The 23,268-nt window shown below is 35.9% G+C and carries 16 protein-coding genes; 8 read left to right on the top strand and 8 right to left on the bottom strand.

All coding sequences use genetic code 11. The features are described from left to right. Nucleotides 1-115 precede the first annotated feature (115 nt). The 3 genes from LEP1GSC203_RS07450 to LEP1GSC203_RS07440 all read left to right on the top strand — a co-directional run bounded on the left by LEP1GSC203_RS07450 (nucleotide 116) and on the right by LEP1GSC203_RS07440 (nucleotide 3,077). On the top strand, nucleotides 116-1,732 hold the full coding sequence (locus LEP1GSC203_RS07450; RefSeq protein ID WP_002973241.1) for a hypothetical protein: 1,617 nt from the start codon (nucleotides 116-118) through the stop codon (nucleotides 1,730-1,732). Nucleotides 1,733-1,833: 101 nt separating this feature from the next. Continuing rightward, on the top strand, nucleotides 1,834-2,211 hold the full coding sequence (locus LEP1GSC203_RS07445) for a DUF1304 domain-containing protein (protein ID WP_002973298.1): 378 nt from the start codon (nucleotides 1,834-1,836) through the stop codon (nucleotides 2,209-2,211). Continuing rightward, entirely contained in the window at nucleotides 2,208-3,077 is an 870-nt protein-coding gene (locus LEP1GSC203_RS07440; protein WP_002973551.1) for an RNA polymerase sigma factor, read from the top strand. The genes LEP1GSC203_RS07445 and LEP1GSC203_RS07440 overlap by 4 nt, the downstream gene beginning before the upstream one ends. On the opposite strand, the gene LEP1GSC203_RS07435 is transcribed toward LEP1GSC203_RS07440, so the two are convergent. Beyond that, on the bottom strand, nucleotides 3,045-3,941 hold the full coding sequence (locus LEP1GSC203_RS07435) for an AraC family transcriptional regulator (RefSeq protein WP_002973411.1): 897 nt from the start codon (nucleotides 3,939-3,941) through the stop codon (nucleotides 3,045-3,047). The genes LEP1GSC203_RS07440 and LEP1GSC203_RS07435 overlap by 33 nt on opposite strands. A 147-nt stretch (nucleotides 3,942-4,088) precedes the next feature. On the opposite strand from LEP1GSC203_RS07435, the gene LEP1GSC203_RS07430 reads away from it, so the two are divergent. Next, a complete protein-coding gene (locus LEP1GSC203_RS07430) occupies nucleotides 4,089-4,937 on the top strand; it encodes an NAD(P)H-binding protein (RefSeq protein ID WP_002973387.1) in 849 nt (282 codons plus the stop codon). A gap of 50 nt (nucleotides 4,938-4,987) precedes the next feature. Here the strand turns inward: LEP1GSC203_RS07430 and LEP1GSC203_RS07425 are convergent, their stop codons facing one another. Beyond that, nucleotides 4,988-6,163 carry a YncE family protein gene (locus tag LEP1GSC203_RS07425; protein ID WP_002973531.1) on the bottom strand — a complete coding sequence of 392 codons (1,176 nt, stop codon included), beginning with the start codon at nucleotides 6,161-6,163 and terminating at the stop codon, nucleotides 4,988-4,990. A gap of 196 nt (nucleotides 6,164-6,359) precedes the next feature. Here LEP1GSC203_RS07425 and LEP1GSC203_RS07420 point away from each other — a divergent pair, with 196 nt between their 5' ends. Then, nucleotides 6,360-7,862, top strand: coding sequence for a hypothetical protein (locus LEP1GSC203_RS07420; RefSeq protein WP_039937477.1), 1,503 nt, complete (start codon nucleotides 6,360-6,362; stop codon nucleotides 7,860-7,862). 54 nt (nucleotides 7,863-7,916) lie between these two features. Here the strand turns inward: LEP1GSC203_RS07420 and LEP1GSC203_RS07415 are convergent, their stop codons facing one another. Beyond that, entirely contained in the window at nucleotides 7,917-8,321 is a 405-nt protein-coding gene (locus LEP1GSC203_RS07415; RefSeq protein ID WP_002973331.1) for a DUF5329 family protein, read from the bottom strand. A gap of 234 nt (nucleotides 8,322-8,555) precedes the next feature. On the opposite strand from LEP1GSC203_RS07415, the gene LEP1GSC203_RS07410 reads away from it, so the two are divergent. Next, entirely contained in the window at nucleotides 8,556-9,227 is a 672-nt protein-coding gene (locus LEP1GSC203_RS07410; RefSeq protein WP_002973547.1) for a TetR/AcrR family transcriptional regulator, read from the top strand. Here the strand turns inward: LEP1GSC203_RS07410 and LEP1GSC203_RS07405 are convergent. From LEP1GSC203_RS07405 to LEP1GSC203_RS07395, 3 genes are all read right to left on the bottom strand, one after another. Then, nucleotides 9,224-10,642 carry a sulfatase-like hydrolase/transferase gene (locus LEP1GSC203_RS07405; RefSeq protein WP_232225824.1) on the bottom strand — a complete coding sequence of 473 codons (1,419 nt, stop codon included), beginning with the start codon at nucleotides 10,640-10,642 and terminating at the stop codon, nucleotides 9,224-9,226. The two genes, LEP1GSC203_RS07410 and LEP1GSC203_RS07405, sit on opposite strands and share 4 nt — an antisense overlap. Before the next feature lie 211 nt (nucleotides 10,643-10,853). Continuing rightward, the gene (locus tag LEP1GSC203_RS07400) at nucleotides 10,854-13,043 is read right to left on the bottom strand and encodes a transglycosylase domain-containing protein (protein ID WP_002973457.1); all 2,190 of its coding nucleotides are present in this window, start codon (nucleotides 13,041-13,043) and stop codon (nucleotides 10,854-10,856) included. Beyond that, entirely contained in the window at nucleotides 13,040-18,109 is a 5,070-nt protein-coding gene (locus LEP1GSC203_RS07395) for an alpha-2-macroglobulin family protein (protein WP_002973391.1), read from the bottom strand. Before LEP1GSC203_RS07395 ends, LEP1GSC203_RS07400 begins: the two co-directional genes overlap by 4 nt. Before the next feature lie 146 nt (nucleotides 18,110-18,255). Between LEP1GSC203_RS07395 and LEP1GSC203_RS07390 the strand changes: the two genes are divergently transcribed. Continuing rightward, a complete protein-coding gene (locus LEP1GSC203_RS07390) occupies nucleotides 18,256-18,690 on the top strand; it encodes a hypothetical protein (protein WP_039937476.1) in 435 nt (144 codons plus the stop codon). A gap of 44 nt (nucleotides 18,691-18,734) precedes the next feature. Further along, complete coding sequence (locus tag LEP1GSC203_RS07385; protein WP_002973509.1) at nucleotides 18,735-21,113, top strand: ATP-binding protein; 2,379 nt, start codon at nucleotides 18,735-18,737, stop codon at nucleotides 21,111-21,113. Here the strand turns inward: LEP1GSC203_RS07385 and ahpF are convergent. Beyond that, on the bottom strand, nucleotides 21,099-22,658 hold the full coding sequence (ahpF, locus tag LEP1GSC203_RS07380; RefSeq protein ID WP_002973359.1) for an alkyl hydroperoxide reductase subunit F: 1,560 nt from the start codon (nucleotides 22,656-22,658) through the stop codon (nucleotides 21,099-21,101). The two genes, LEP1GSC203_RS07385 and ahpF, sit on opposite strands and share 15 nt — an antisense overlap. A 44-nt stretch (nucleotides 22,659-22,702) precedes the next feature. After that, nucleotides 22,703-23,266 carry an alkyl hydroperoxide reductase subunit C gene (gene ahpC / locus LEP1GSC203_RS07375; RefSeq protein ID WP_002973446.1) on the bottom strand — a complete coding sequence of 188 codons (564 nt, stop codon included), beginning with the start codon at nucleotides 23,264-23,266 and terminating at the stop codon, nucleotides 22,703-22,705. Nucleotides 23,267-23,268: the final 2 nt, after the last annotated feature.

The following is a 23,268-nucleotide window of genomic DNA, read 5'->3' as shown; positions in this document are numbered from 1 at the left end:
CTAGTAAAAACCCACAAATGACTTGAGAAACCTTCTCCTTTCTGTTCTCTTTTAAAAACTAAATTCAATAATTAATTTCCATTCTTCTTTTGCGATTGATGGAAATGGAAAAACAATGGTTCAACATTCAAGAATTCGTAAGTTTGCTTTTCTGTTTTTTAGTCTGTTATGGATTTGTTTTTCGTTAAGTTTTTGCAAACTGGATTTAAACAATCCTAGTGATCCAAAATCAAAAAGTTATTTTGAAACAGCCCTTTGGAATACATATCTGAATTCACTATGTAATCCCAATGTTCGAGGAAGTTTTCCATTGGGAAGTGGGAATACTTTAATTTTGCCGCTTTCGATAAAGGTATTAAAGAGTGGTAATATAGTGATCTCTGCCGTGACTCAAGAGCCACTGGTTTGGAATGGAGGCTCCAATGGAATCCATGGCAATCACCAAAATGCAGTTTTGAATGGAGTTGTTTTTGTCATCGATAAAGGTTTTTCACGCATTCTTTGGTTAGACTACATCGGAGAAATGAGTTACGGAGTGGAAGATTGGCCTCAACCTGATGTGATTTCGGTAGACGAGTTTTCCAATGGGGATCTGGGTATATTTGCATTGGTAAATGGAACCGGAAGGTCCAATACTCTAAATCCAAAAACCACGACAGTCTCCTTTTTTCTTTCTAGGTACAATCAGTTTTCTGGTGAGATTGTATGGCAAGGATACTTGAATAAAGACAACACAAGATTTACTACTAAAGGTTATGCGATGTCAGTCACAAACCTAGATCAACTAACAATTCTTTTCCAAGGTATTTCCGAAGCATCAACACCGACGTTTGACTCCACTGGTCTTAATTTTCCTGGTTTGCTAACACCGACAACTTCATCCAATGCAACATTAGCAAGTCAGAGAGAAATTGGTATTGCCTTAGTAGATGGAAGTGGAAATGGAATCAGCCAAAGTTTTTTACCTAACACTGGTTCATTCACAGAAGCAACTTTTTTCAAATCCTATGCTGACAAAATTCTAATCGCAGGAGAAACCTCCAATGAATTTATTTCATTCTCTGGACACCCAAGAACAACAGAAGGGAGAGGTTTTTATGGAATTTTGAATTCTTCTCTTAGTTGGGATGCAGTAAGTTACTACGGTCCAACTTTTTCTCCGACAACCTACAAAATACAAAAAGCACTTTTGAGCAACGGGGAAATCTTTCTTGCTGGTAAAATAGACCAAACCGACTCAACACCTAACACGATCCATCCCTTTCAAGGAAGCACCGGTAGAAGAAACTATCAATTTTTAAAAATAGATCGAAATTCCACCAATTTGATTTGGAGCCAATACTTAGGAACAACAAGCTATAACGTACCGGATGTCCTTCCGGCTAATCTTATTTATAATACTGCGCGAGGAGAGATAGTAGGAAACATACTTACCGTTGATAATGGTAGTCAATTCACAGGAATTTCCTCTGGGATTATTTCAGGAACTGTCCAAAATCCTCTTGGGCAAGCAAGATTACGAATGAATCCTTCTACAGGAGCCTTCAACCAAATTCATTTCTACGAAGGTACCGGTGATTTAAGTGGAAATAATGGGAGATTCGTTATGAACCAGGCGGAAGCTTGTTCAGGAAGAATGGTAAGCATTTTTTCTATATTTAATTCAGCTGCGACTCTAACCTCCGCAAGGCGGATGGAAATCTCCACCCGACCTGGAAACGAAGAGCTTTAAAGAGCAAAAGGAGCGGAATTTTCTAATTTTTTTCTTCCCATTCTGTCACAAACGGTAAAATCAATTGTCCCAAGAAGAAAACAATTCTTTAGGAGAATTATATGAAACTCACTTCTCTCATCCTGACTGGCTTTGTTGCTGTAGAACATGTGTTCATTTTGGTCTTGGAAATGTTCCTTTGGAAAACTGAGTTTGGAATGAAAGTATTCCAACTCACACCGGAAACTGCGGAAATCACAGCCAAATTGGCTAAAAACCAAGGCCTCTATAATGGTTTTTTAGCTGCGGGACTTTTTTGGGCTCTTATCTTTATCAAAGACCAAAAACAACAATTCCAAACTATTTTGTTTTTTCTCGTCTGTGTTGTGATCGCAGGAATTTATGGATCGGCAACTGCTAAGTTTTCCATTCTTTTTTCGCAAGGTTTGCCAGCCTTCCTCGCTCTCATCGTACATTGGATCGCAAATAAAAATAAATGATCGATGACCCGCATCTTTCTCTATTAGAAAGTTCCCTTGCCGGAAAAACAAATGCATTGGAAGAACTCATTCAAATCTTCCAACCAAAAGTATTTTCGTTAGCATTGAAATTTTTATGGAACCCGGAAGATGCGGAAGACGCCACCCAAGAAATTTTGGTCAAAGTGATTACCAACTTAGGGAGTTTTCGCAAAGAAAGTAAACTATCGACTTGGATCTATCGAATTGCCAGTAACCATTTAATTAATATTCAAAAATCAAAAATGGAACGCCGTAAAGTTCACTTAAGGGCTGTTCGCGAAGAACTTCACCGGACTCAAAGAACTTACAATCCTTCTACTCAATTCCCACCTCACCTCACAGATGAGGAAACTTCAACTAAAGTTTCAGAACTCGTTTTACATGTCCAAGTAGCTTGCACCTATGCCATGTTACAAGGTCTGTCTCGACCTTACCGAATGGCTTATCTTTTAGGAGAAGTGTTCCAAACTTCGAGTGAGGAAGGTGCCTCAGTGATGAGTATTCGTCCAGAAGCTTTTCGCCAAAAGTTATCGAGATCCAGAAAACAAATGGAAACATTTCTCGGAAAAGAATGTAGCCTAACAAAAGCAGACAATCCCTGTCATTGTCCCAATCGAATCACCTATGCCACAAGGGCAGGAAGGATCAAATCTTATCTTAAACTTTCAGAACAAATGAAATTAGATGGGAGATGGAAAGAAATAAAACCGATGATGGCCGACACTTCCAAAATTCGAAAAGCAGCAGAAGTATTCCGAAGCCATCCTGAATACTTACCTAAAAAAAACCAATTGGATAACATAAGGATTCTTTTACACTACTCGTTTCCACTCACGACTCGGTGAATTGCCAAAAATTCGTTTGTAAGCTTTTGAAAAAGAAAAAGCTGACGCATAACCTACATTTTGTGCAATTTCTTCCAAACCCATATTTCCTTTTTGAAATAATTGTTTAGCTTTTTCCATTCTAAGTTTTGCCAAGTATTCCATAGGAGGAATTCCCAAAACTTCACGAAATCGATTTGCCAAACTTGCACGAGACACTCCTGTTTCTTTGGCTAATGATTCAATGGTCCAATCTTTACTATATCCATTGTGTAATTTTTCTAAAGCATACAACACCAGTGTGTCATGAAATGCCTTGACCCAACCAACGTGGGAATCTACATGTTGGCTTAACCACATACGTAACATATAGTATAATAAAATATCAGTTAACCTTTGTACAATTAAATCGGTTCCGAGATTTAGTTCTAATTCTCGAGATAGGATTTGAATGATATCACCTAAAGCATGGTGGGCTTGGATGTTTTCGTATGGTATATGGATATATTCTGGTAATTCCAAAAACAAAGGATGAATGGGACCAGGAGGAACCTCATAACGAACAGAAACAAAAGTAGTGACAGGATTTTCTTTTTTGACACGGATCTCTTTATCACCTAAAAATCGTTCAATAGTTACCACTTTTGCTTTAGGATCTGATAAAAGTTCGTGATTGGTTCCTCTGGTGATAAAAATTAAATCACCTTTATGTAAAGGAATCATTGTATTTCCTATCTTCGCATAACAACTGCCTTGTGTTACCACATGAAATCCGCCACTCTTTTCACATGGGAAGTGAAACCCAAAACTATCAAAAATTTGCCCTTTGGAAAGTAGGTCGTTTTTCCAGCCTGCGGAGGATAGGATGTCAGAAAGTAGATCCATGACCCTATTTCTCTCCATATTTACCCAATGTCTATCAATTTATACGATTGGACATTTTTTTAATATTTTACGACATAGACAGTCTAGATTTTTCAGAGTATATTATAGAAACAATAACGGATGTATATCCGAATTCAAGGATTCACTATGAAAGTATTTGTATATGGCGGCTCAGGACTAGTAGGTGGCCACCTGGTAACCGAATTATTAAACGGGGGACATGAAGTCTTTGCTGGATCAAGAAAACCGGAAACTCAAAAAGCTACCTCTAATTTACATTGGGTGTTTGCTGATTCTAGCGAACTTACCAAAGGTTTGGAAGTTTTAGAAAAAGTAGATGCGGCTTATTTTTTAAGTCCTCCAGGCCAAACCAACCAATATGAAATTCTTTCCCCATGGATCGAAAAAGCAAAACAAGTTGGCTTAAAAAAATTGGTTCTCATGACAGCAATGGGAGTCGATCATGCGCCACCAGAAGCTCCATTTCGCAAAACAGAGATTTTGTTAGAAGGAGCAGGAATTCCTTGGAATATCATTCGTCCTAACTGGTTTATGCAAAACTTCCATACCTTTTGGATTGCAGGAATCAAACAAGATGGGAAAATTTATTTTCCAGGTGGTAGTGCAAAAACCAGCTTTATTGATGCAAGAGACATTGCCTCAGTAGCGGCAGTATTACTAACATCTTCGAAAAATGACAACCAAGCCTTTACATTGACGGGACCAGAATCTATCGATCATAATGAAGCTGCAAATCATTTAACAAAAGTAAGTGGAAAAACAATCGGATATGTAGATGTAGATCCAAAAGTTTTTGAATCTTCTCTTGTTTCTGCAGGACTTACCAAAGACTATGCAGCGTTTTTAGTGATGATAGCCGGTGCCTTAAAAGAAGGATTTGCTTCTCCTATCCTAGATACGGTTAAAACCTTAACAGGAAAAGATCCATTATCCTTTGCTCAGTATGCAAAAGATAATGCGGGTGCTTGGAAATAAAGTTCCAATCACCTTTATGAAATCCTTTTACTAAGATAAGGATCTCATTTTTAATCTGCGATTAAGACTCGGTTGGCAGCTCCGCCAGCCGGATCTTCCAATATATTCCTCAATAATAATTTTTGAAATGGCAAAAAGGCCGATCCACTAACATTGACATGGTTCTTATAGAATTTTTTTGTAGGGATGACTTTCTTTTGTTTTAGAGTTATGGGATCATAAATATGAAGTCCTGAGTTTCTTACCCAAACAAGTTCTCCATCCTTCCAAAATCCTAATTTATGACCAAAAGTTCCCCATTTTGATTTTTTGACTTCATTCAGATTTCCTGTATTATACATACGAACTTCTCCAGTGTCAGACGCAGCCATATACAAATACTTTCCATCTTTCGAAAAACTAATTCCATAAGGAGTGGATGGAATAGAAAACTCTTGGAATTCGTTTGAATCTAATTTATATAAATATCCCGTTGGATTTCGTTTTTGAAAAGCTTCCGTATAACAAGCGATCACGATTTGTTTTGAATCAGGATGGAACTCAGGTGTGTATGGATAAAATCTAGATTTGTATTCTTTTAGTTTAGTTAAATTTTGGTTTTGAATTTTATATATAAAAGCAGTAACATCTTCTGATTCATCATCTTTTAGATCTGCATCCACAGCGAAGGTGAAGTAACCGGTATTGTTTTCCTGTGAATATCCAACGGCTGAACTTTGTGCAAAAGATTTTTTATCATCTTCTGCGATTTCATAGATTGGTTCGACCATATCGATTTGATTCATAGACAAGTCCCATCCTACAAAAAAATATCTTTTTGCATTAACTGATTTATGTTTATTTTCAATTACAAAACCAGCCCTTTGTGTTGATTCATCGTAAAACAAAAACTCATATATGGTTAGCGGCAAACGTTTGCCTTTTGTCTCTATTTGCCCGATAAACTCTGTAGAGTGTGTAATGTAATAAGCTTCCAAGGGTACTGAGCGATAAATTCTCTCTTTGGATTTTGTATCAAAAAAATAAAGGCCAGGTTCATCAAAATCTGCAGTCCGTCCTAAATAGATCCATTTCCCACCGTTGACAAAAAATGGATTGTTCCCCTCAACAAACGTAGGACGTATATTAAAGTCCGTAGCAAATGAAAACTCAGATTCGATTTTTTCCGCAGATAAAGAAAAACTGAAAAGTAGAATGAAAAAAGAAAACAGAGAAAATCGATTCATAGGTAACTCCTACTGCATTGGTATGGTGGAATACACTACAATAGTTCCTATTTTTTACAACCATTGTTTACAATTATTTTACTAAAATCCTATCTCTTCAGCGAAACAATTGAAAAAGTAGTTAGTTAAAAAAATTCAAATCGTCACCTAACCTACAAAGAAATGAGATGGTATTATCTTTCCAAACTTAATGCTTATGTTACACCGTCTATTTCTTGCCATCCTATTTCTGATTGCTTTTTCTTGTAAGTTAAACTTAAACAATCCCAATGATCCAGCAACCAATGATTTCTGGTTACGAAATCTCATCCAGTCCGCTCTTTTAAACAATTCATGTTCAAATTTTTCACAGTGGAACAGGCGTTATGGTACTGGAAACTATTCCACGTTTGGAACCGACTTTCAATTTCTTCCCAATGGTGACATTGTCATCGTAGGAATCACTGAGGACCCTATCAATTCAGGAGAGTTACAAGGAATCACTGGTTCTTTTGCCGGAACTCCCGGTCTCACAAAAAACTTTTTTATCATGCGTGTTGCTAGAAATAACGGAGACATTCAATGGATCGATTATTTGGGCGAAGTTTATAGTTCACTTAATTTTAAACCAAGACTCCATCTATACTCTAACGGTGACTTAGCGGTAAGTTTTATCGCAATGGGAAGTGGCCAATTTATTCCATCCAATATTTCTCCAAAAGCTGATGCAGGAATGTCAGTATATTTGGGAAGGCATCGAGGAGATGGAAGTCGAGTTTGGTATACCTATTTGGATTCGATAGATTTGGGAATTTACTTAGTGACAACTGTAGATAATTTAGATAGGTTTCATTTTTTTATTACGTTGGACGGAGGCAATGGACATACTCCGCTGTTGGAACTACCTAGTATTGAAAATTCAAGTTTAGGAAGCGAGTCAGATACGGATATATTGTACGGAAATATTGACCAAAATGGCATTGGAATTTTCCAAAAATATATTTCCAGTTCAGGGAACGACTTTCCATTTAATGTATCATATTCAAATGGATATGTATATCTTGCTGGTACGACGGATGGAAGTGTCGAAGGAACAACTCATCCTTCATTAGGAACTCAATTACCTTACATAACAAAGTTTAATACAATAAGCGGTGTCCGTGAAATCTTTGTCTATAATGGCTACACAAGTGCAACTTATGGAGATAGTAGACAAATTGCAGTTTCAAATACTTCAATTTTACAACTTCTAACGACTAACATATCCTGGAGTACAGTTGTAAAAGAACCTATACAGAGCGATACTCAACATTATGCCTTTGCTCAGTACAATTTGAACGGTGGTTTGCAATGGATATCATTTCTCGGTTCTTCTAGCGGTGATGTCCCTAACTTTGAAGAACCACCTACTTTACTTGACTCTTCTGGACTTTGGAGAAATAGGTCTCGTATTCCCAATACATTTGATCGTTATACTTCCGGTGCGTCGGTTACATCTGGGACAGGAACAGGTACATACCAAATTGCTGATGTTTGGATTCGTCCAGAAAGCGGTGCTTTCGATCGTATCCGTTACAGCTCAAACCTTGGTGGAACTGTAAACCAGCGCACTGATCAAATGAAAGAGTTATGTGGTGGAAAATTTGGATATATGGACAAAGTGTTCTCGACCGAAAGTGATTCCCCATCTCAACTTGGATTCCAAACTTCTCAAGAATAACAAATAGCCTTAAGACATAGATATGATCATAAATAATAACTAATCAAAATTATTCTATAAACAAGATTCTATTTTACCTAATTCTGTAAAAAGCCAATCAGAGGATTTAGTTTCTTTTCCATCAGAAGTTTTTATTAAATAGGGAGTCCCTGTTAAAAATGATTTTGATGCAATTTTCTCTATGAATAGTTTAGCAGTCCATTCTTTCGGGTCAGGTGCAAAAATCGAGTTTTTTGCTTCTTGTAATTTATATCGAAGATGTTTTTCTGCTTCTTCGGCTGTATGTGAATCTCCATTTCGAATAAAACTGCCTTGGATTTTTCCCACACGTTTTAATAGTTTTTCAATTTTTTGTTCTTCGGTTGTTGTCAGACATGAATTGGTTTTTCCATACAAGAGCGGCAATTCGATAACAAGTAAAATTGCCAAAAAAAACCAAAATAAACGACGACCTTTCATAAATATCTCCTTGTTTTAGATAAATGTAAAGTATTAGAATTTATCTATTCTCATGACCGAACAATAACAAACAAAACCAATTTTGTATAGACTTATTGTATATTTACAGTCAAAAGAAATTTCTTTGGTGACCGCAAGTCAAAGATAAATGACTGGTGGTTGCTCTAAATTGACCCCTGGTCAATAACCATTTTTTTCTAGCATATTTTATAGGATCTTCCTATCCAGGAAGGTATGAGCCGCGCGCCGATTGCAGAACGTTTGCCAAAAAAGAGAGCTGTTTTGGAAAAAGACAAACTTTCCAAACGCACATCCATACTTCAATCCGCAGCCTTTCTTTTACAAAAAAAAGATTGGGCGGAACTTTCCATGGATGAAGTTGCTAAACGTGCAAAAATTGCAAAAGGAACTCTTTATTTATATTTTCCAACGAAAGAAGATCTTTGTCTTAGAGTACACAGTGCCGATTATGAAGCATGGTTTTTGGACATGGAAGTATTTTTATCAGAAACAAAAAGTATCGATGCTGATTTTTTTTCGAAGTGGTTTGTTAATTCAATGGATAGACATGTTCGGTTTTTAAAACTTTTACCGATTGTCCCTACTATCTTAGAAAAAAATGCAAGTATTGCTACCATACGAGAATTTAAACTTAGTTTGAAGGAACAAATTTCTAAAATTCTACCTTTATTAATACAGGCTTTTCCTTTTTTAAACGAACAATCAGGATTCTTATTTCTTATGCAATGCCATGCCTTGGCAGTAGGATCTTGGTCTCATGGATTTCCTTCAAACCAAGTAAGAGAAGCAGTGAAAGAAGATGGATTAGATATCTTTGTTTTGGATTACAAAAACTTTCTAAAAACTTCAATTCTTACACTTCTGAATGGTAATAAAATCACTTAACGAATTTCGGAGTAAATTTGATTCAATACTTTTTGTTTCAAACGTAGATCTGAAATCGGAGTTCTGTTATCTTCTATGAAATCCATTTGTAGCAATTGATCCCTATCACTGTGATAAATATATTTTTTATCATGATTGATCCAAGCTTTTTGTACTTCGGAGTTCCAAGTTTTTAATACTAAACTTGGTTGGTAATTATGATTAAAAAAATTAACTTTCGATTTTTCACTCAATAGGTTTGTGTTTGTTTCTAGTAATCTTAATATTGTTTCTTTAAAATCTACAGAAGTTCCTAATTTAGGAATGTATACTTGTCCTGATTTTAGAAAATAGAATAAGAAGGGAACATCCGTTTCTTGATTGTATAATGAATAGTTATGAGCGAAAGCTCCTTCTTCTCCAAATGATTCTCCATGATCAGCAGAAAGTATCAATAGAGTCTCTCGAGAAGAGTTTTCTTTCCAATAAGAAATGATACTATCTAATACTGCAACCTCCTCGTTTATAGATGCATGATAGCGAACTAACGGTGAATTCCATTGCGAATGAGTATTTTCGTTTACTACAAAATAAGGACTATGCGTTTGGCTTAGTCCAATCAATAAAAATAAAGGATTCTTCTCTGTAATATTGATTTGGTTCATTGCGGGAAGAATGACTCTGTCGTCCATACCCCAACTAAATGATGGATAAAGAGATCCGTATCTTTTTTCTAAAATTGATTTATCAACTATTGTTTGAAATATTTTAGGGAAAAACTGTTCCATTCCTTCCAAATAAATTGATTGTGTATATATCATTACCGTTTGGTAATTATGTTTTTTTTGTAATAACACAGGAAGATTCAATTCGAATACAGAATCATCCAATTGTAGTCGAGAATTTTTAAGTTGTGCTTCTCCTGTCATCCAAGTTAACAAACTTTTGGAAGTATGTGGCATCGGGATCCAAAAATGAGAACCTTCCAATAAAGAAAAATCAATATAACGTGACTGTAATGAAGACAGTTGTTTTCTAGAAACACCTTCTAATAAAACAAAAACAATATTTGGCTTACCCGGGATAGATTCTAAAACTGTTTTTCCTTTTTTGATTTGAAAAGAAGTGGTTACTTTTGTATAGTTATCGTTAATCATCCACTGCGATGTAAATCGTAAATATAGAAATAGTATGGAAATAATCAATAGAGTGAAAAAAATTCTCTTCCTATTTTTATCGAAAACCAAATAGATTCCGGTAGCCAATGCCAACCACTGCAAAAAATCCCAATGGTATAAAAACGTAAAAAAATCTCCGTACAACAATGATAGATTTTGGAAAGAATAAATCACCAGATCTAATGTTACAGAAGTTTGGTAGATTTCTTGGTAAGTAAAGATCAATACAAAGAAGGACCATAAAACTAAACGACACATTGTGTTTAATCTGTTTCTATTATTTGATTTTTGATTAATATAAAATTCTAAAACTATAACAAAGATTGTAAATATGGAAACAAAAATTCCATGGAAATAAAACCAAACTCCAAATGAAAAGGAAATAGGCCAATAAAAACAATACAAAAACAAATACCAAATGGTTAGTGAGAATTTTCCCTCCAAATACTCGTTCTTAAAATTGACTAATTTATTTAACTTCAAAATTAACTGATGCCTTCATTATATCGCCATCGTATAATACTAATGAATGTTTCCCACGGACGATGGGCAAACGTAAGTCACCATTGGAAGTAGGTTTAAATTCTGTTTTTCCATTCCAAACTAATTTTGGAACTTTTAATGTTTGATACTCCCGAACTCGAACAGGAATACTCTGTGTATCTTTTTCATACGATGGATGGTATAAATAAACTTGTCCCATAGAAGGATAAACAAATCCAACCCCTAATATGGATGGATTGGATTCTAACTTGTGTTTGTCACATAAATCGTTAAGAATTATTTTTTTTCTTACTTTCAAAGCAATAGAAGGACATTGGTTAGAAGCCAATTTACCTGTGAGACGACAAAAATTTCTAGTTTCTGTATAACTTGATTTAAAATCCAAAGCAGGTTTATCTTTCATTAAACTGCGAAATATATTTTGAACAATTCTTCCTGCACCAAAAGATCCTGAAACGTCCATAGTCCTTTCTCCAGAAAAGTTTCCTACCCATGCTCCAACAACATAACGATCATTAAATGCTACAGTCCAAGAATTGCGATAATCTTTCGAAGTTCCTGTTTTAATAGAAACTGGAAATGGAAAATCCAAATAACTCCTTCTACCGAAGGCTCTTTGTCTTAATTTCGGATCTTTTAGAACAAACTTCAACTCTTCAGCTGTTTCGCCGGAGAAGAGTCGAGTCGAGAAACTAAAATATAATGGATTCTTATCAATTTTTCCCAAACGAATTTTTGGTAATATTCCATTCAAAGGAAATGATCCGTAAGCGCGCGTTAGCTGAAGAAGACTTGTTCCTCCGGAACCCAATGCGAGGCCTGGTCCATAAAACTGTGGCGATTCTTTTAGATGCGTAAATCCAGCGGTTTGTAAAAAACGATAAAAGGTTGTGACTCCCATTTGATTGATTGCCGTGACAGCGGGAATATTTCTAGAATTACCGAGAGCCTCTGCTAAAGTTAAGTCACCCCAATAACGTAGGTCAGAATTTCTAGGAAGGTAGTTACCTCCTTGGCCTAATGAAAATGAATATTTTTCATCAGAGAATATAGAATTTACAGTATAAAACCCTTTTTCTATAGCAACAGCATATAACAAAGGTTTTAGTGTACTTCCTGCATCTCTATAAGCCAAACTACCATTTACCATTCCATTTCCATCTTCGAAAAAATTTTTAGAACCAATCATACCTTTTAGTTCTAGTTCGTCTTCCTTTCCAGATACACGTTCCAACACAATAGCAGATGCGTTGGAAACATTCCATCGTTCTAAACCATCTAATTCAGAATTAACTATTGCATGTAACTCAGAATTTAATTCAGAAGATAAAGAAGATACAAATTCTTCTGAAGGAATTGATATCAACTTTCGAATCCAAATGAGAAAATGCTGATTTTCTCCCTTCCAATGTTCGGAAAAATCAGGTTTATTTTTAAACTTTGTATCAATTGTAAGTTCATTGGGATCTTTTAATCTTGGTAACTTATAAGTGATCCTCTCACTTAAATTCTGATAACGAATAGAGAGTTCCTCTAATCCAGGTTGGTTTTTCCTGATCAAAACAGTAAGGTATACAGCTTCCTCAATTGATAAAAAACGAATGTGTTTTCCAAATAACGTAAGTGAGGCAGATGGAAACCCAACAATATTGGAATGAATTGATATGGAATTAAGATAAGCTTCTAATATTTCGGACTTTGTTAACCAAACTTCATACCTGAGTGCTTCGGAAATTTCAAAAACTTTGCGCAGTAAAACTGGATACGAACGAATTTCCGGATTTTGAATTCGCACCAGTTGCATGGTAAGTGTCGAAGCTCCACCTCTTTTTCCTTTAGAAAAAAGATAAGAGTAAAGAGAATTAAAACCTGCAAAAAGATCAATTCCATGGTGATAATCAAATCGTTTGTCTTCGGCAATCTTTAGAATTTCAGGAACATAGTTTGGATACTCATGAATACTTTCCCAATCTTGCCTTGTTTGATTTTGGTTTTTTCCTCTTCCAATGAGAGTTCCTTCCTTGGTTAGGATACGAACTGTTGTTTGATTTCGAAGGGATTCGAAGGATACAGGTCTTAACAAAAATCCTGCTATGGGGAATATTACGCTTCCCCCTAACAGGATATAAAGAATGAATTTTTTTTTCGAAATCACTCCACTTTCACTCTAATGGTATTAGTATTTCCATAAAACTGTGGATGATACATTAAAAAAGTTTTGGATGCAGGCAGAATAGAATTTCCTTTTGCAACCGGCCGTAATATATAATTAAACTCTGTTTCTCCTCTTCCAAGTCTATCTTCCGAAAAGATAACACGATCATCACGGTATTCTTTGTATCTTCCATAATAATTTTCCGTAACTTCGGTTTCTTCAGCGTCTGAAGTTTTTTCTGTCAAAAATGAAGTGTTTACAATTTCTGTGTTACTCGGAATTGGATCCACAATCATAGCAAATGCCTGTTCGGTGTTACTCAGTATTTTCAATTTGACAAGATATGTTGATCCACGTTGCATACTTGTCGCTTCTTTTAAGATGGCATCACCATTTGAATTTCTACCATCAATTCTGTATAAAGTTTTTCTAATTTCAAGTCCATTGAACTTTTGAGTGGTTGTGTCTTTTACGGGAACATACATCAATCTAGATTGGAAATACAACCTTCCTTCAGCACTAGTGCGTTTAAATAGCAAAGGTCTACCCGATGGATCCTTTCCTTCGAAAAGGCGATCAAAGGTAATTTCTTCTTTATAGATGGAATCAGAAGAAGCAGAAAAAGATTCATCAATTAAAGTTTTTTCACCAAAGATTGCCTGTCCTTCCGTATCAGCAGAAGTTGATTCAAAACGATTTCTATATTCAAATAACGCAAGTGCAACAGTTCCCACACTATGACTATCAGACCAAAAATGATTTTGCCGATCCATCATTATAGATTTCACAAGTTCTACAATTCGCGGATTTTTAGAATCTACCTTTAGTAACAATCGTAAATAATTCCCAAGTACACTAGAGGAACTATAGTAAGAGTAGTAGTAAGCTTCCTCTGCATCTTGCTTTAGTGGTTTTAATGTGAATAGTTCCTTTTCGTATCCAATGTATTTGGTATATTCAGAAAATAACTTTTTAAAAACAGTATCAGATTCATAAGATTCTAATTTATGTGTTTCAGCATAGGCAGTTAGAAAAATTCCCCGTGACTTTAAATTTAATTCCTCAAAATGATCTACTAATGTTTTTTCTAATGAATGAATGTCCTTTTTGTCTTTCGAAAGGACAGAATAAATTAAACTGAGAGTTTGGTAGGAATTAATCGATGTTTCCGTAGGATTCTTTACATAATTTTGTAAGTATTGTATGGCCGCAAGGTATGCTTGTGAATTTGATCTTTTTCCTTTCTCTTTTGCTATTTGCATTACTGAAGCAATGTAGGCTGTTAAATAAGGATATCCAGTTCGACCATGACCTTTCCAAACTTTAAAACTTCCATCAGAGGATTGAAAATCAGACATCTCATCTAAAAATAATTTTTCGATTTGAGTAAAATCATAAGAATCTTTTGAAGGAGCTTTATATTGAAATTCCTTTAGTAACTCCCCTGCACTCAATGAAAGTAAATAGGCTGAAGTTCTTTGTTCCATACAAAAATAAGGGTTGGATTCATAGAAGTCAAAGGCAGATTTTAAAGCTGTGAGTGCAGTTCCCGACATACGAATGTCCAACGAACCTTTATTGAGTAATATTGATTCTTTTTTAGGAAATGCGATTAGCGTTTTGTGTTCGGAATCTGTATAACCAGAAAATTGAACCGATGTTACAGGATCAAATTCTTTGATAGGAACGGTTACAACTAGAGCATCAGAAAGATCAGATTTTTTCAAATTAACAAATTCAGTGGCGTTTTCTGGTTCCACTGAAATTTGATATGACATTTGAATTTCATCCTTTGGATGATCTAGTTTTAGTTTGATGTACTGAGATTCAGAAATCTGGAAACTTCTTAGAACTTCTTTGGTTTGTCCTGCAGCAAGTTCAATTGATATCCAACCTTTATCATCTGGAAGAAACTTAGACTCAATTTTATATTTAAACTTTCCTTTTTTCTTTGTATTATTGGTAATACTACCACCTAACTCTAAACTATCGCCCACTCGAATGAATCTGGCAACAGTCTTTTGTAAAACTAGATTCTTTTTGACGATAAATTCCGTATTTGATGCACCAAACTTTCCATTGGCGGAAGATGCAACCATGACCCGAAACGTTGTCAAATTATCTGGTAAAGTAAAACTTAAATCTGCATTTCCATTACTGTCCGCTGTGACAATAGGATTCCAATAAGCAGTATATCGAAAGTCTTTCCTAGCTCCGGATTCTGATTCCGCAGAGAACCCTCCCCCCGAATCTTCACCATAATCCCCTCCGGGACTATCCCCTTTGTTTTCGTATATATAATGTTTGATGATCATACTACGAAGTTCAAAAGTTTTCACAATACTATACCAATACTGGTAGAACATTTGCACTGGGCTTTGAAAAGAATATCCTACCAAGTCTAACACTCCGCGATCTGCCACAGAAACAGTTAGTTCCGCTCCGGGACTAGATTGAATTGATAATTTTACCTGTTCCCTTGGTTGGTATTCGGTTTTGTCAGTTTTGATCACAACAGGAGCTGTTCTCGATTCTAAATTTACCTTTAATGTAACGGAACCTGTTTTGGCTTTTGGAGCACCTAAATCTTGTTCATTGAACTCTTTGATGTCATCGGTAGAAAGACCTTCAGGCACCGGCAATCTTCCTGATAACATAACTACGTTGACATCAACATTTGGAAGGTATGATTCTTCAATAGGAATTTCTAAAGGAGCACTGTTTCCTTTCATCAAAAAAGATTTTTTGAAATACACGGAATCTCTTTCTACAGTAACGATGACTCGTGCATTTTGCAAAGGAGACTTAATCAAAATCTTTGCTTTGTCACCAATTTTATATTCTTTTTTATCAGAACGTAACTCGATAGAATCATCGCCCCGAAAGTCCCAAGTATAATAAGATTCTTTTTCGTAAGCATAAAAATCTACTCGAGAAAAAACTTTGTCTCGATTTAGAATCAAAACCGTATAACTTCCAGGATCTTTGGCACGATAATCAAAACTGACACCATCCGCTTTAGAAATCAGTTTTTTTGTCTCAACAACTTTTTTTGTTAGCTGGTTACTTCTAAAAAAGAACTTTCCTATACCTTGAGACAAAACAGAAGTCCAATCATTATAAATAATATAAGCCTTTAGTTCTGCGCCAGCGACAGCTTTTCCTTGTAAGTTGACTGCCACAGCTCCAAACTGGAACGGTTTGTCCAAAGGTTGGTATCTATCATTACATTTTAAACCTACATAGGTTTCCGATGGATTGTATGGTATACTGGAAGATTTTGTAACAGACTTTCCATCTACATCGAAGACAGAAGATTCCACAACCAAATGAAACGGATCAGCAATTTCGATATCTTCTCCATCGGTTAAAAACTTACGGGTTAGATCTTGAACTGGAATGTCTAAACTAAAGAGTCCCTTACTGTCTAATACTCCTTCGGAACCGGTTACATAATCCGAATTTCCACTTGAATATTCGTCTTCGTAATCATACCAAGTGTCGGAAAAATCATAATTTGAAAATGCATCAAAGTTTATATAACGTTTTCTTTTTAATACCGAATAACTAACCTTAGCTCCTCCCATTGGAGCTCCGAACATATATTTACCTTCCACAGACCCTTTTACATTCTGGTCTTTGTTCACAACATTCGCCAAATTTACATTCACCATAAAATTCACTGGTCGAAATTCTTCTACTTGAAAGGTATCATAGGTGATCGAACCATCTTTCCCAGGTAAATAAATAGAAACAGAATAATGTCCCAGGGGAGCATCAGAGGGAATTGTATAACCTGTGGCCACTCCCCCTTGCCCAGTGGATGTAAGATTTGAATTGGTTACATCCTTACCACGGGAATCTCGAATTTGTACATTTACGGTTTTTGATGAATAAGGTACCAATGCTCCATTTTTTCTGTCAGCAAGGACTGCTTTGATCTCTACGCGATCCCCTGGTCTGTACAACTTTCTATCAAAGTATATTTTACCTTTTACATAGTTGTCCGTGTAATAATCGCTATACCCTTCTATATGTGTTTCATTAAAATGAAGGAATGCTTTATCACCGGAAGTATCTTCCGCAATTAACACGGATTTGTCGAAATACTTTAAATCGCTGATGGCTGGCACAGTGCAATGTCCATCTTTGTCAGTTTTACAAGTGCCTCGTAAATTTCCTTTTTCATACAAACTAATATTTGTATTAGCTACAGGTTCTGCCTTGGAAAGACTATGTACCCATACATGAAGTGTATTCGGATCTAACTTGGTTGTGATACCTAAGTTTGTAGATTGTAAGAATATCGATTCTTTTTTGTACTCTTCTTTATTATTTTCACCAATGATATTTGCACCTAATTGGAATGCGATCCATGCTTTTGTATTCGGTTTGGAACCAAAATAATTATCAATATCCATCCCTTGGTTTCCAAAGGAATTGACTTTGACCCCCGACTTCCAAACAGATTTTTTCCAATTTAATTGGTTTTCAAATTCATAGTATTTATTTCCGAGTGTAGCAACTGCATCGACAAGAATAGGAATAGATAATTCTGCAGAACGAATTTGAAATTCTGGAACGTTGGAAATGGAGATAGGAAGTACCTTGTTTAAGTTGGATTCAAATATATTTTCCCTAGATAAATAAAAGGAAGGTTTTTTTGCCATCACTGGTAGCTTGAAACTAACAGGCGTTTCTAAGAAACAATCGTTCTCAGCGTAAAATTTTCCAATTTTGATTTCGTATTCGACTCCTGGATCAAAGTTCCAAGAATCAAGAGAAAATTCCCGAGTTACATAATCAGAAAAATCGGTTCTAGGGAAGGATGGTTTTGGCGAAATTTGAACTGCTGAAGCAAACTCTTGTAAATTGGTATCTTCTGAAACTGTAATGCGGTAGTCCCAAAGGTCTTCTAGATATTTTAAATCTGTTGTGTCTAGTTTAACTTCGATTCGGCAACTGCTAGGAAAGAAAGTGCGTTTGATGGACCGGAAAAAACCTGCGAGAGGATTACAAGAACTAAGAAAAAATAAAAAACTAAAAGCCAATACCAACTTACGCATGTGGACTCCGAAATTCGAATGTTCCCTGTTCTACGATGGGTACTTGCAATTGCCAACTCTTTCCTGAATGAAATGGGAAATCTTTCCATATTTTTTTAACAGGATCGGAATTTTCGCTATGCTTTTGTTAATTTGAAATTTGATTGATGACGATGTCCCTATTTGAATTTAAAAAACAGTTCTTGGAATTAAAGGCACCTGAATCCTTTCCGACAGGCAATTACCAGGCAGAATGGCTTGGACCTAAATGGTTTCAAAACAGTGCTCGTTTTAGTTTGAACTTTTTGTCCTTTCGTCATTGGTGGGGAAAATCATTCGATGGGTCTGAAATCGCTTACAATTTATTTTTACCTCCCCACTCTACAGATTTCCAAATGCGTTATCCGATGGACCTATCCATTGGGAAATCCCGACTCGATGGAAAACCTAGCTTAATTCTTGAGTATACAAAAAATGCTCCCTTTCCTTGGCCCTATTTCGTAGATGAATTTCGAGTTTTGAATGGGACGGATCTGCTAGGGATGAACTACAGTAAACTCTCCCCTTTTTTGGCACTCCCATTTCTTATTAGAAAGATCTAATTTAGTATGTTAGATCTTGCGAAAAGATTCGTCAAATGGAGGGTATGCGCCCGCCTCCCCCTTCATTGGAAATGCAAATTCTCTCCGCAATGGAGGAGGTTATATTTTCGGCCAGTTATCCTGAATTACAAATTCTCTACATAAGCCCTTCTGTTGAAACTCTCACTGGATATCCTATCGAATACTTCACTGATCATAGAGATGCATGGCGGGAGCTTATCCATCTTGATGATCGTTCTATCGTTGAACTCGCATTAACTACTTTAAATATTGATGGTAAAATTCGAGTTCGTTATCGAATTCTTACGAAAGACAAACAAACTAAATTTGTTCAATGCCAAGGAAGATTGATTCGGAATGAAGCTGGAGAAATCCTCCGCTTTGACGGAGTAGTCGCTGACATTTCAGAACTGTTATCCTTACAAGATGTTATTAAAAATGAATCCGTAGAAATCAAAGAACTCTTACTTGAAAACAATATTTTGTTTAATGGAAGTCAAGATTCTATGTTTCTTGTTGAGGTAATGGACAACGGAGAATTTGTAATTCGTCGCATCAATGCGGCATACGAAAAATCTACTGGGGTTACCCAATCCTATATACAAGGGAAAACACCCATCGATTTGTTAGGTGAAAAGTTAGGAATTCCTGTTATCAAAAATTTCCAAAATGCATTAAAGGCAAAAACTACAATTTCTTATGAAGAAAGTCTTCCTATGCCTGCAGGTACTAGAATTTGGACTACTGCTCTTACTCCTATCTTAGTGGAAGAAAAATTTAAATTTATCGTAGGTGCTAGTAAAGACATAACCGAACAAAAACGTGCTGAAAATGCATTAAAAGAATCTAATGAACGTTATGCATTAATTTTAGAAGTAAGTTCCGATGGTTGGTTCGATTGGGACTTGGTCAACGATACTGTCATTTATTCACGACGATGGTGGCTAGAATTTGGTAACGATGAAAAACCAGAAAATGTTCCCATCAGTTATTGGAAAAGTTTAATTCATCCCGACGATTTGGACTGGGTTTCTGAATTCTTAGAAAATATTATGCTCTCTCAAAGAGAAACATTTGAGTTCAGTTTCCAAATGAAAAAACGAAAAGGGAATTTTGCGCATGTTTTATCGCGATGTTATATCCAACGCGATTCCTCTGGAAATAAAATTCGAATGGTTGGATCCAATTCCGATCTAACAGAAACGAAAAAAATAGAATATACTTTGCGAAAAGCAAAAGAAATGGCAGAAGCAGCAAACATGGCAAAGGGTAACTTTTTAGCCAATATGAGTCACGAAATCCGAACTCCACTCAATGGAATCATCGGATTCACTGAACTTTTGTTGCATTCGTCACTATCCGAAGAACAAAAAGAATATTTAAGAAGTATATTTCTTTCTGGAAAAAGTTTACTCTCTTTAGTAAATCAAATTCTAGATTTTTCTAAAATAGATTCGGGAAAAATGGAACTTGAATTCATCAGTACCGATTTAAATGATTTAGTCCAATCCACTGTGGATCTTTTCCAGATTTCTGCTGCATCAAAGGCCATTCCTTTGAACCTACATTTGGATGCCCAATTACCTAGATTTGTATCTTTGGATCCCTTACGACTTAGGCAAGTGCTTTCAAATTTGATAGGGAATGCTATCAAGTTTACTCATGAAGGAAAAGTTGAAGTTTCAGTCAAACCTATCAAACAAAATGACAACATCATTGATATTGAATTTGCAGTAACTGATACAGGTATTGGAATTGATCCCAATTCTCAGACAAAATTATTTGATTCGTTTTCACAAGCAGATACATCGATTACAAGAAAGTATGGAGGTACTGGGCTTGGACTTACGATCACCAGTGAACTAGTCCATAAAATGAATTCCCACTTACGACTTGAAAGTGAACTCGGGAAAGGAAGTACTTTTAGCTTTGTATTATCCTTACAAGCAAATACTTCAGGATCCGTATCTTCTAATTTATTCGAAGAAAAACAAACAGCTCCCGATGAATCTGTGATTATTGAAAACAATCTGATTCAAAATGACATATTGATTGTAGAAGATAACGATTTAAACAAAAAGTTATTATCTAAAATGTTATTAAAAAGATATCCCAACATAAAGCTAAGATATGCAAACGATGGAGCCGATGCTGTCCATCAGTTTCAAGAGAAAATTCCTGATCTGATTTTTATGGACTTACAAATGCCGGTGATGGATGGTTATACGGCAACAATTGAAATCAGAAAACTCGAAAAGGGATCTAATAAAAAAACTCCTATTGTTGCGTTAACAGCAGGGGCATTTTTTTCAGTAAAAGATACGGCGATGGAATCTGGCATGAATGATTTTCTCACCAAACCAATTTCCGCCGCCGACCTATACTCTACTCTTGAAAAATGGATATCCTCAAGCCGCGTGTAAAAGGTACTCAAAAGCGCTGATGGCAGCTTTGGCACCCTCACCCATGGCAATGATAATTTGTTTGTAAGGTGTGTTTGTTACATCTCCACAAGCAAAAATTCCATCAACATTGGTTTTACATTTTTCATCTACTAAAATCTCTCCAAAACGATTGGTAGCAACCAAATCTTTCACAAAACTACTGTTTGGTACAAGTCCAATCTGAACAAAAACTCCATCCAAGGGAATGGTTTCTCTTTGTTCTGAACTTCTGTCCTTATAAGTAAGCCCTGTGACTTTTTCTGTATTGGTTTGAATTTCCATAGTTTGTGCCTTTACCAAAGTTTTGATATTTGGTGACTGAGCCACTTTATCCAGTAACACCTTATCAGCATTTAGCTTATCACCAAACTCAATCAAGGTAACAGATTTAACGATTCCACTTAGGTCCAGTGCTGCTTCAACACCTGAATTTCCTCCTCCAACCACAGCTACGTCCTTATCTTTAAAAAATGGTCCATCGCAGTGAGGACAATAAGCTACTCCTTTCCCAACAAACTCTTTTTCGCCAGGAACATTGAGTTCACGCCATTTTGCACCAGTAGAAAGTATCACAGTTTTTGTAACAATTCGTTCTCCTGTATTCAAATGGATGGTTTTGAAATCACCAGATTCAATTTTTAAAACACGGACATTTTCTTTTTTGCGAATTTGGTTATTGTCCAACTGTTCTGACAATACATGGGTGAGTTCTGGACCTGTTGTATAAGGAATGGATATTATATTTTCAATCCCTAAAGTGTCCTTCACTTGACCACCTAACCGATCCGCGATGACAAGAGTTTTTAATCCTTTTCTAGCAGAATACACTGCCGCAGTCACACCAGATGGACCACCACCAATAACTGTTACATCATAAATATCAGAAGGGTTAGAAATTTTTGAGTTTTCTTCTTTTGTTTCAGGTACAGAATACAATTCCAACAGTTTATCAAAAATTACAGAAGCTTCTGCTTTGCCAGATAGGAATCGTTTTCCATTTAGAAAAACTGCAGGAACTCCTTGAATATTTTTTTCTTTAACAAGATCGGGATACATAGCTCCATCAATCATATTATGTGAAATCGAAGGATTCACAAGAGCAAAACTATTGAGCGTTTGAACTACTTCGGGACAGTTATGACAATCAAGAGAAATAAATGTTTCAAAGTGTAAGTTCTCTTTAAGTTTTGATACTGCAGAAAGAATTCCTTCTTCCAATTTGATTGGGTTACCACCAGATTGAAGAATAGCTAAAATCAATGATGTAAATTCATGACCCATTGGAATTCCTGAAAATTCAATTCCTGTTGGTTTTCCTTCGGATAAAATGGAAAATCGAAGACCATCATTTTTATCTTCTGAATGTTCCAAAGAAATCTTTGAACTCAAAGAGACGATATCATTTAAAAAATCAATCAACTCTTCACGTTTTTCGTGATCTCCGGAAAACAATCGTATATTTATTGGATTTTGGATTCTTTCAAAGTATTGTTTTACTTGTTCTTTTGTTGTTTCATCTAACATAAGCACCTCCCGATTTAGGCGGGCTTATGCCCGCCTAATATTGTTTAGATTTTTCCTACCAAGTCAAGACCTGGCTTCAAAGTAGAATTACCTGGTTTCCATTTAGCTGGACAAACTTCGCCGTCATTGTTTGCAACATATTGTGCTGCTTGCACTTTACGAACTAGTTCCTCAGCAGAACGTCCGATTCCAAGATCATGGATTTCAGCAGTTTTGATCACACCTTCTGGATTCACCACAAATGTTCCGCGAAGAGCTTGACCATCTTCTTCAATCATAATTCCAAATCCTCTTGTGATTTTGCCAGAAGCATCACCTAACATTGGAAATTTGATTTTTTTGATGGTATCACTTGCTTCGTGCCAAGCTTTGTGAACAAAATGTGTATCCGTAGAAACAGAATACACTTCTACTCCCATTTTTTGGAGTTCTTCATAATAATCTGCTACGTCGCCAAGTTCCGTCGGGCAAACAAATGTAAAATCCGCAGGATAAAAAACAAATACGGACCATTTTCCGAGGACGTCTTTTTTGCTAATTTTTTTGAAAGCACCGTTATGGAAAGCTTCCGTTGTAAAGTCAGGAATTTGAGTGTTGATATTGGACATTG

This window comes from Leptospira terpstrae serovar Hualin str. LT 11-33 = ATCC 700639, assembly GCF_000332495.1.
In the GTDB taxonomy this organism is placed as follows: Bacteria; Spirochaetota; Leptospiria; order Leptospirales; family Leptospiraceae; genus Leptospira_A; species Leptospira_A terpstrae.
This window is presented reverse-complemented; position numbering and strand designations above follow the sequence as displayed.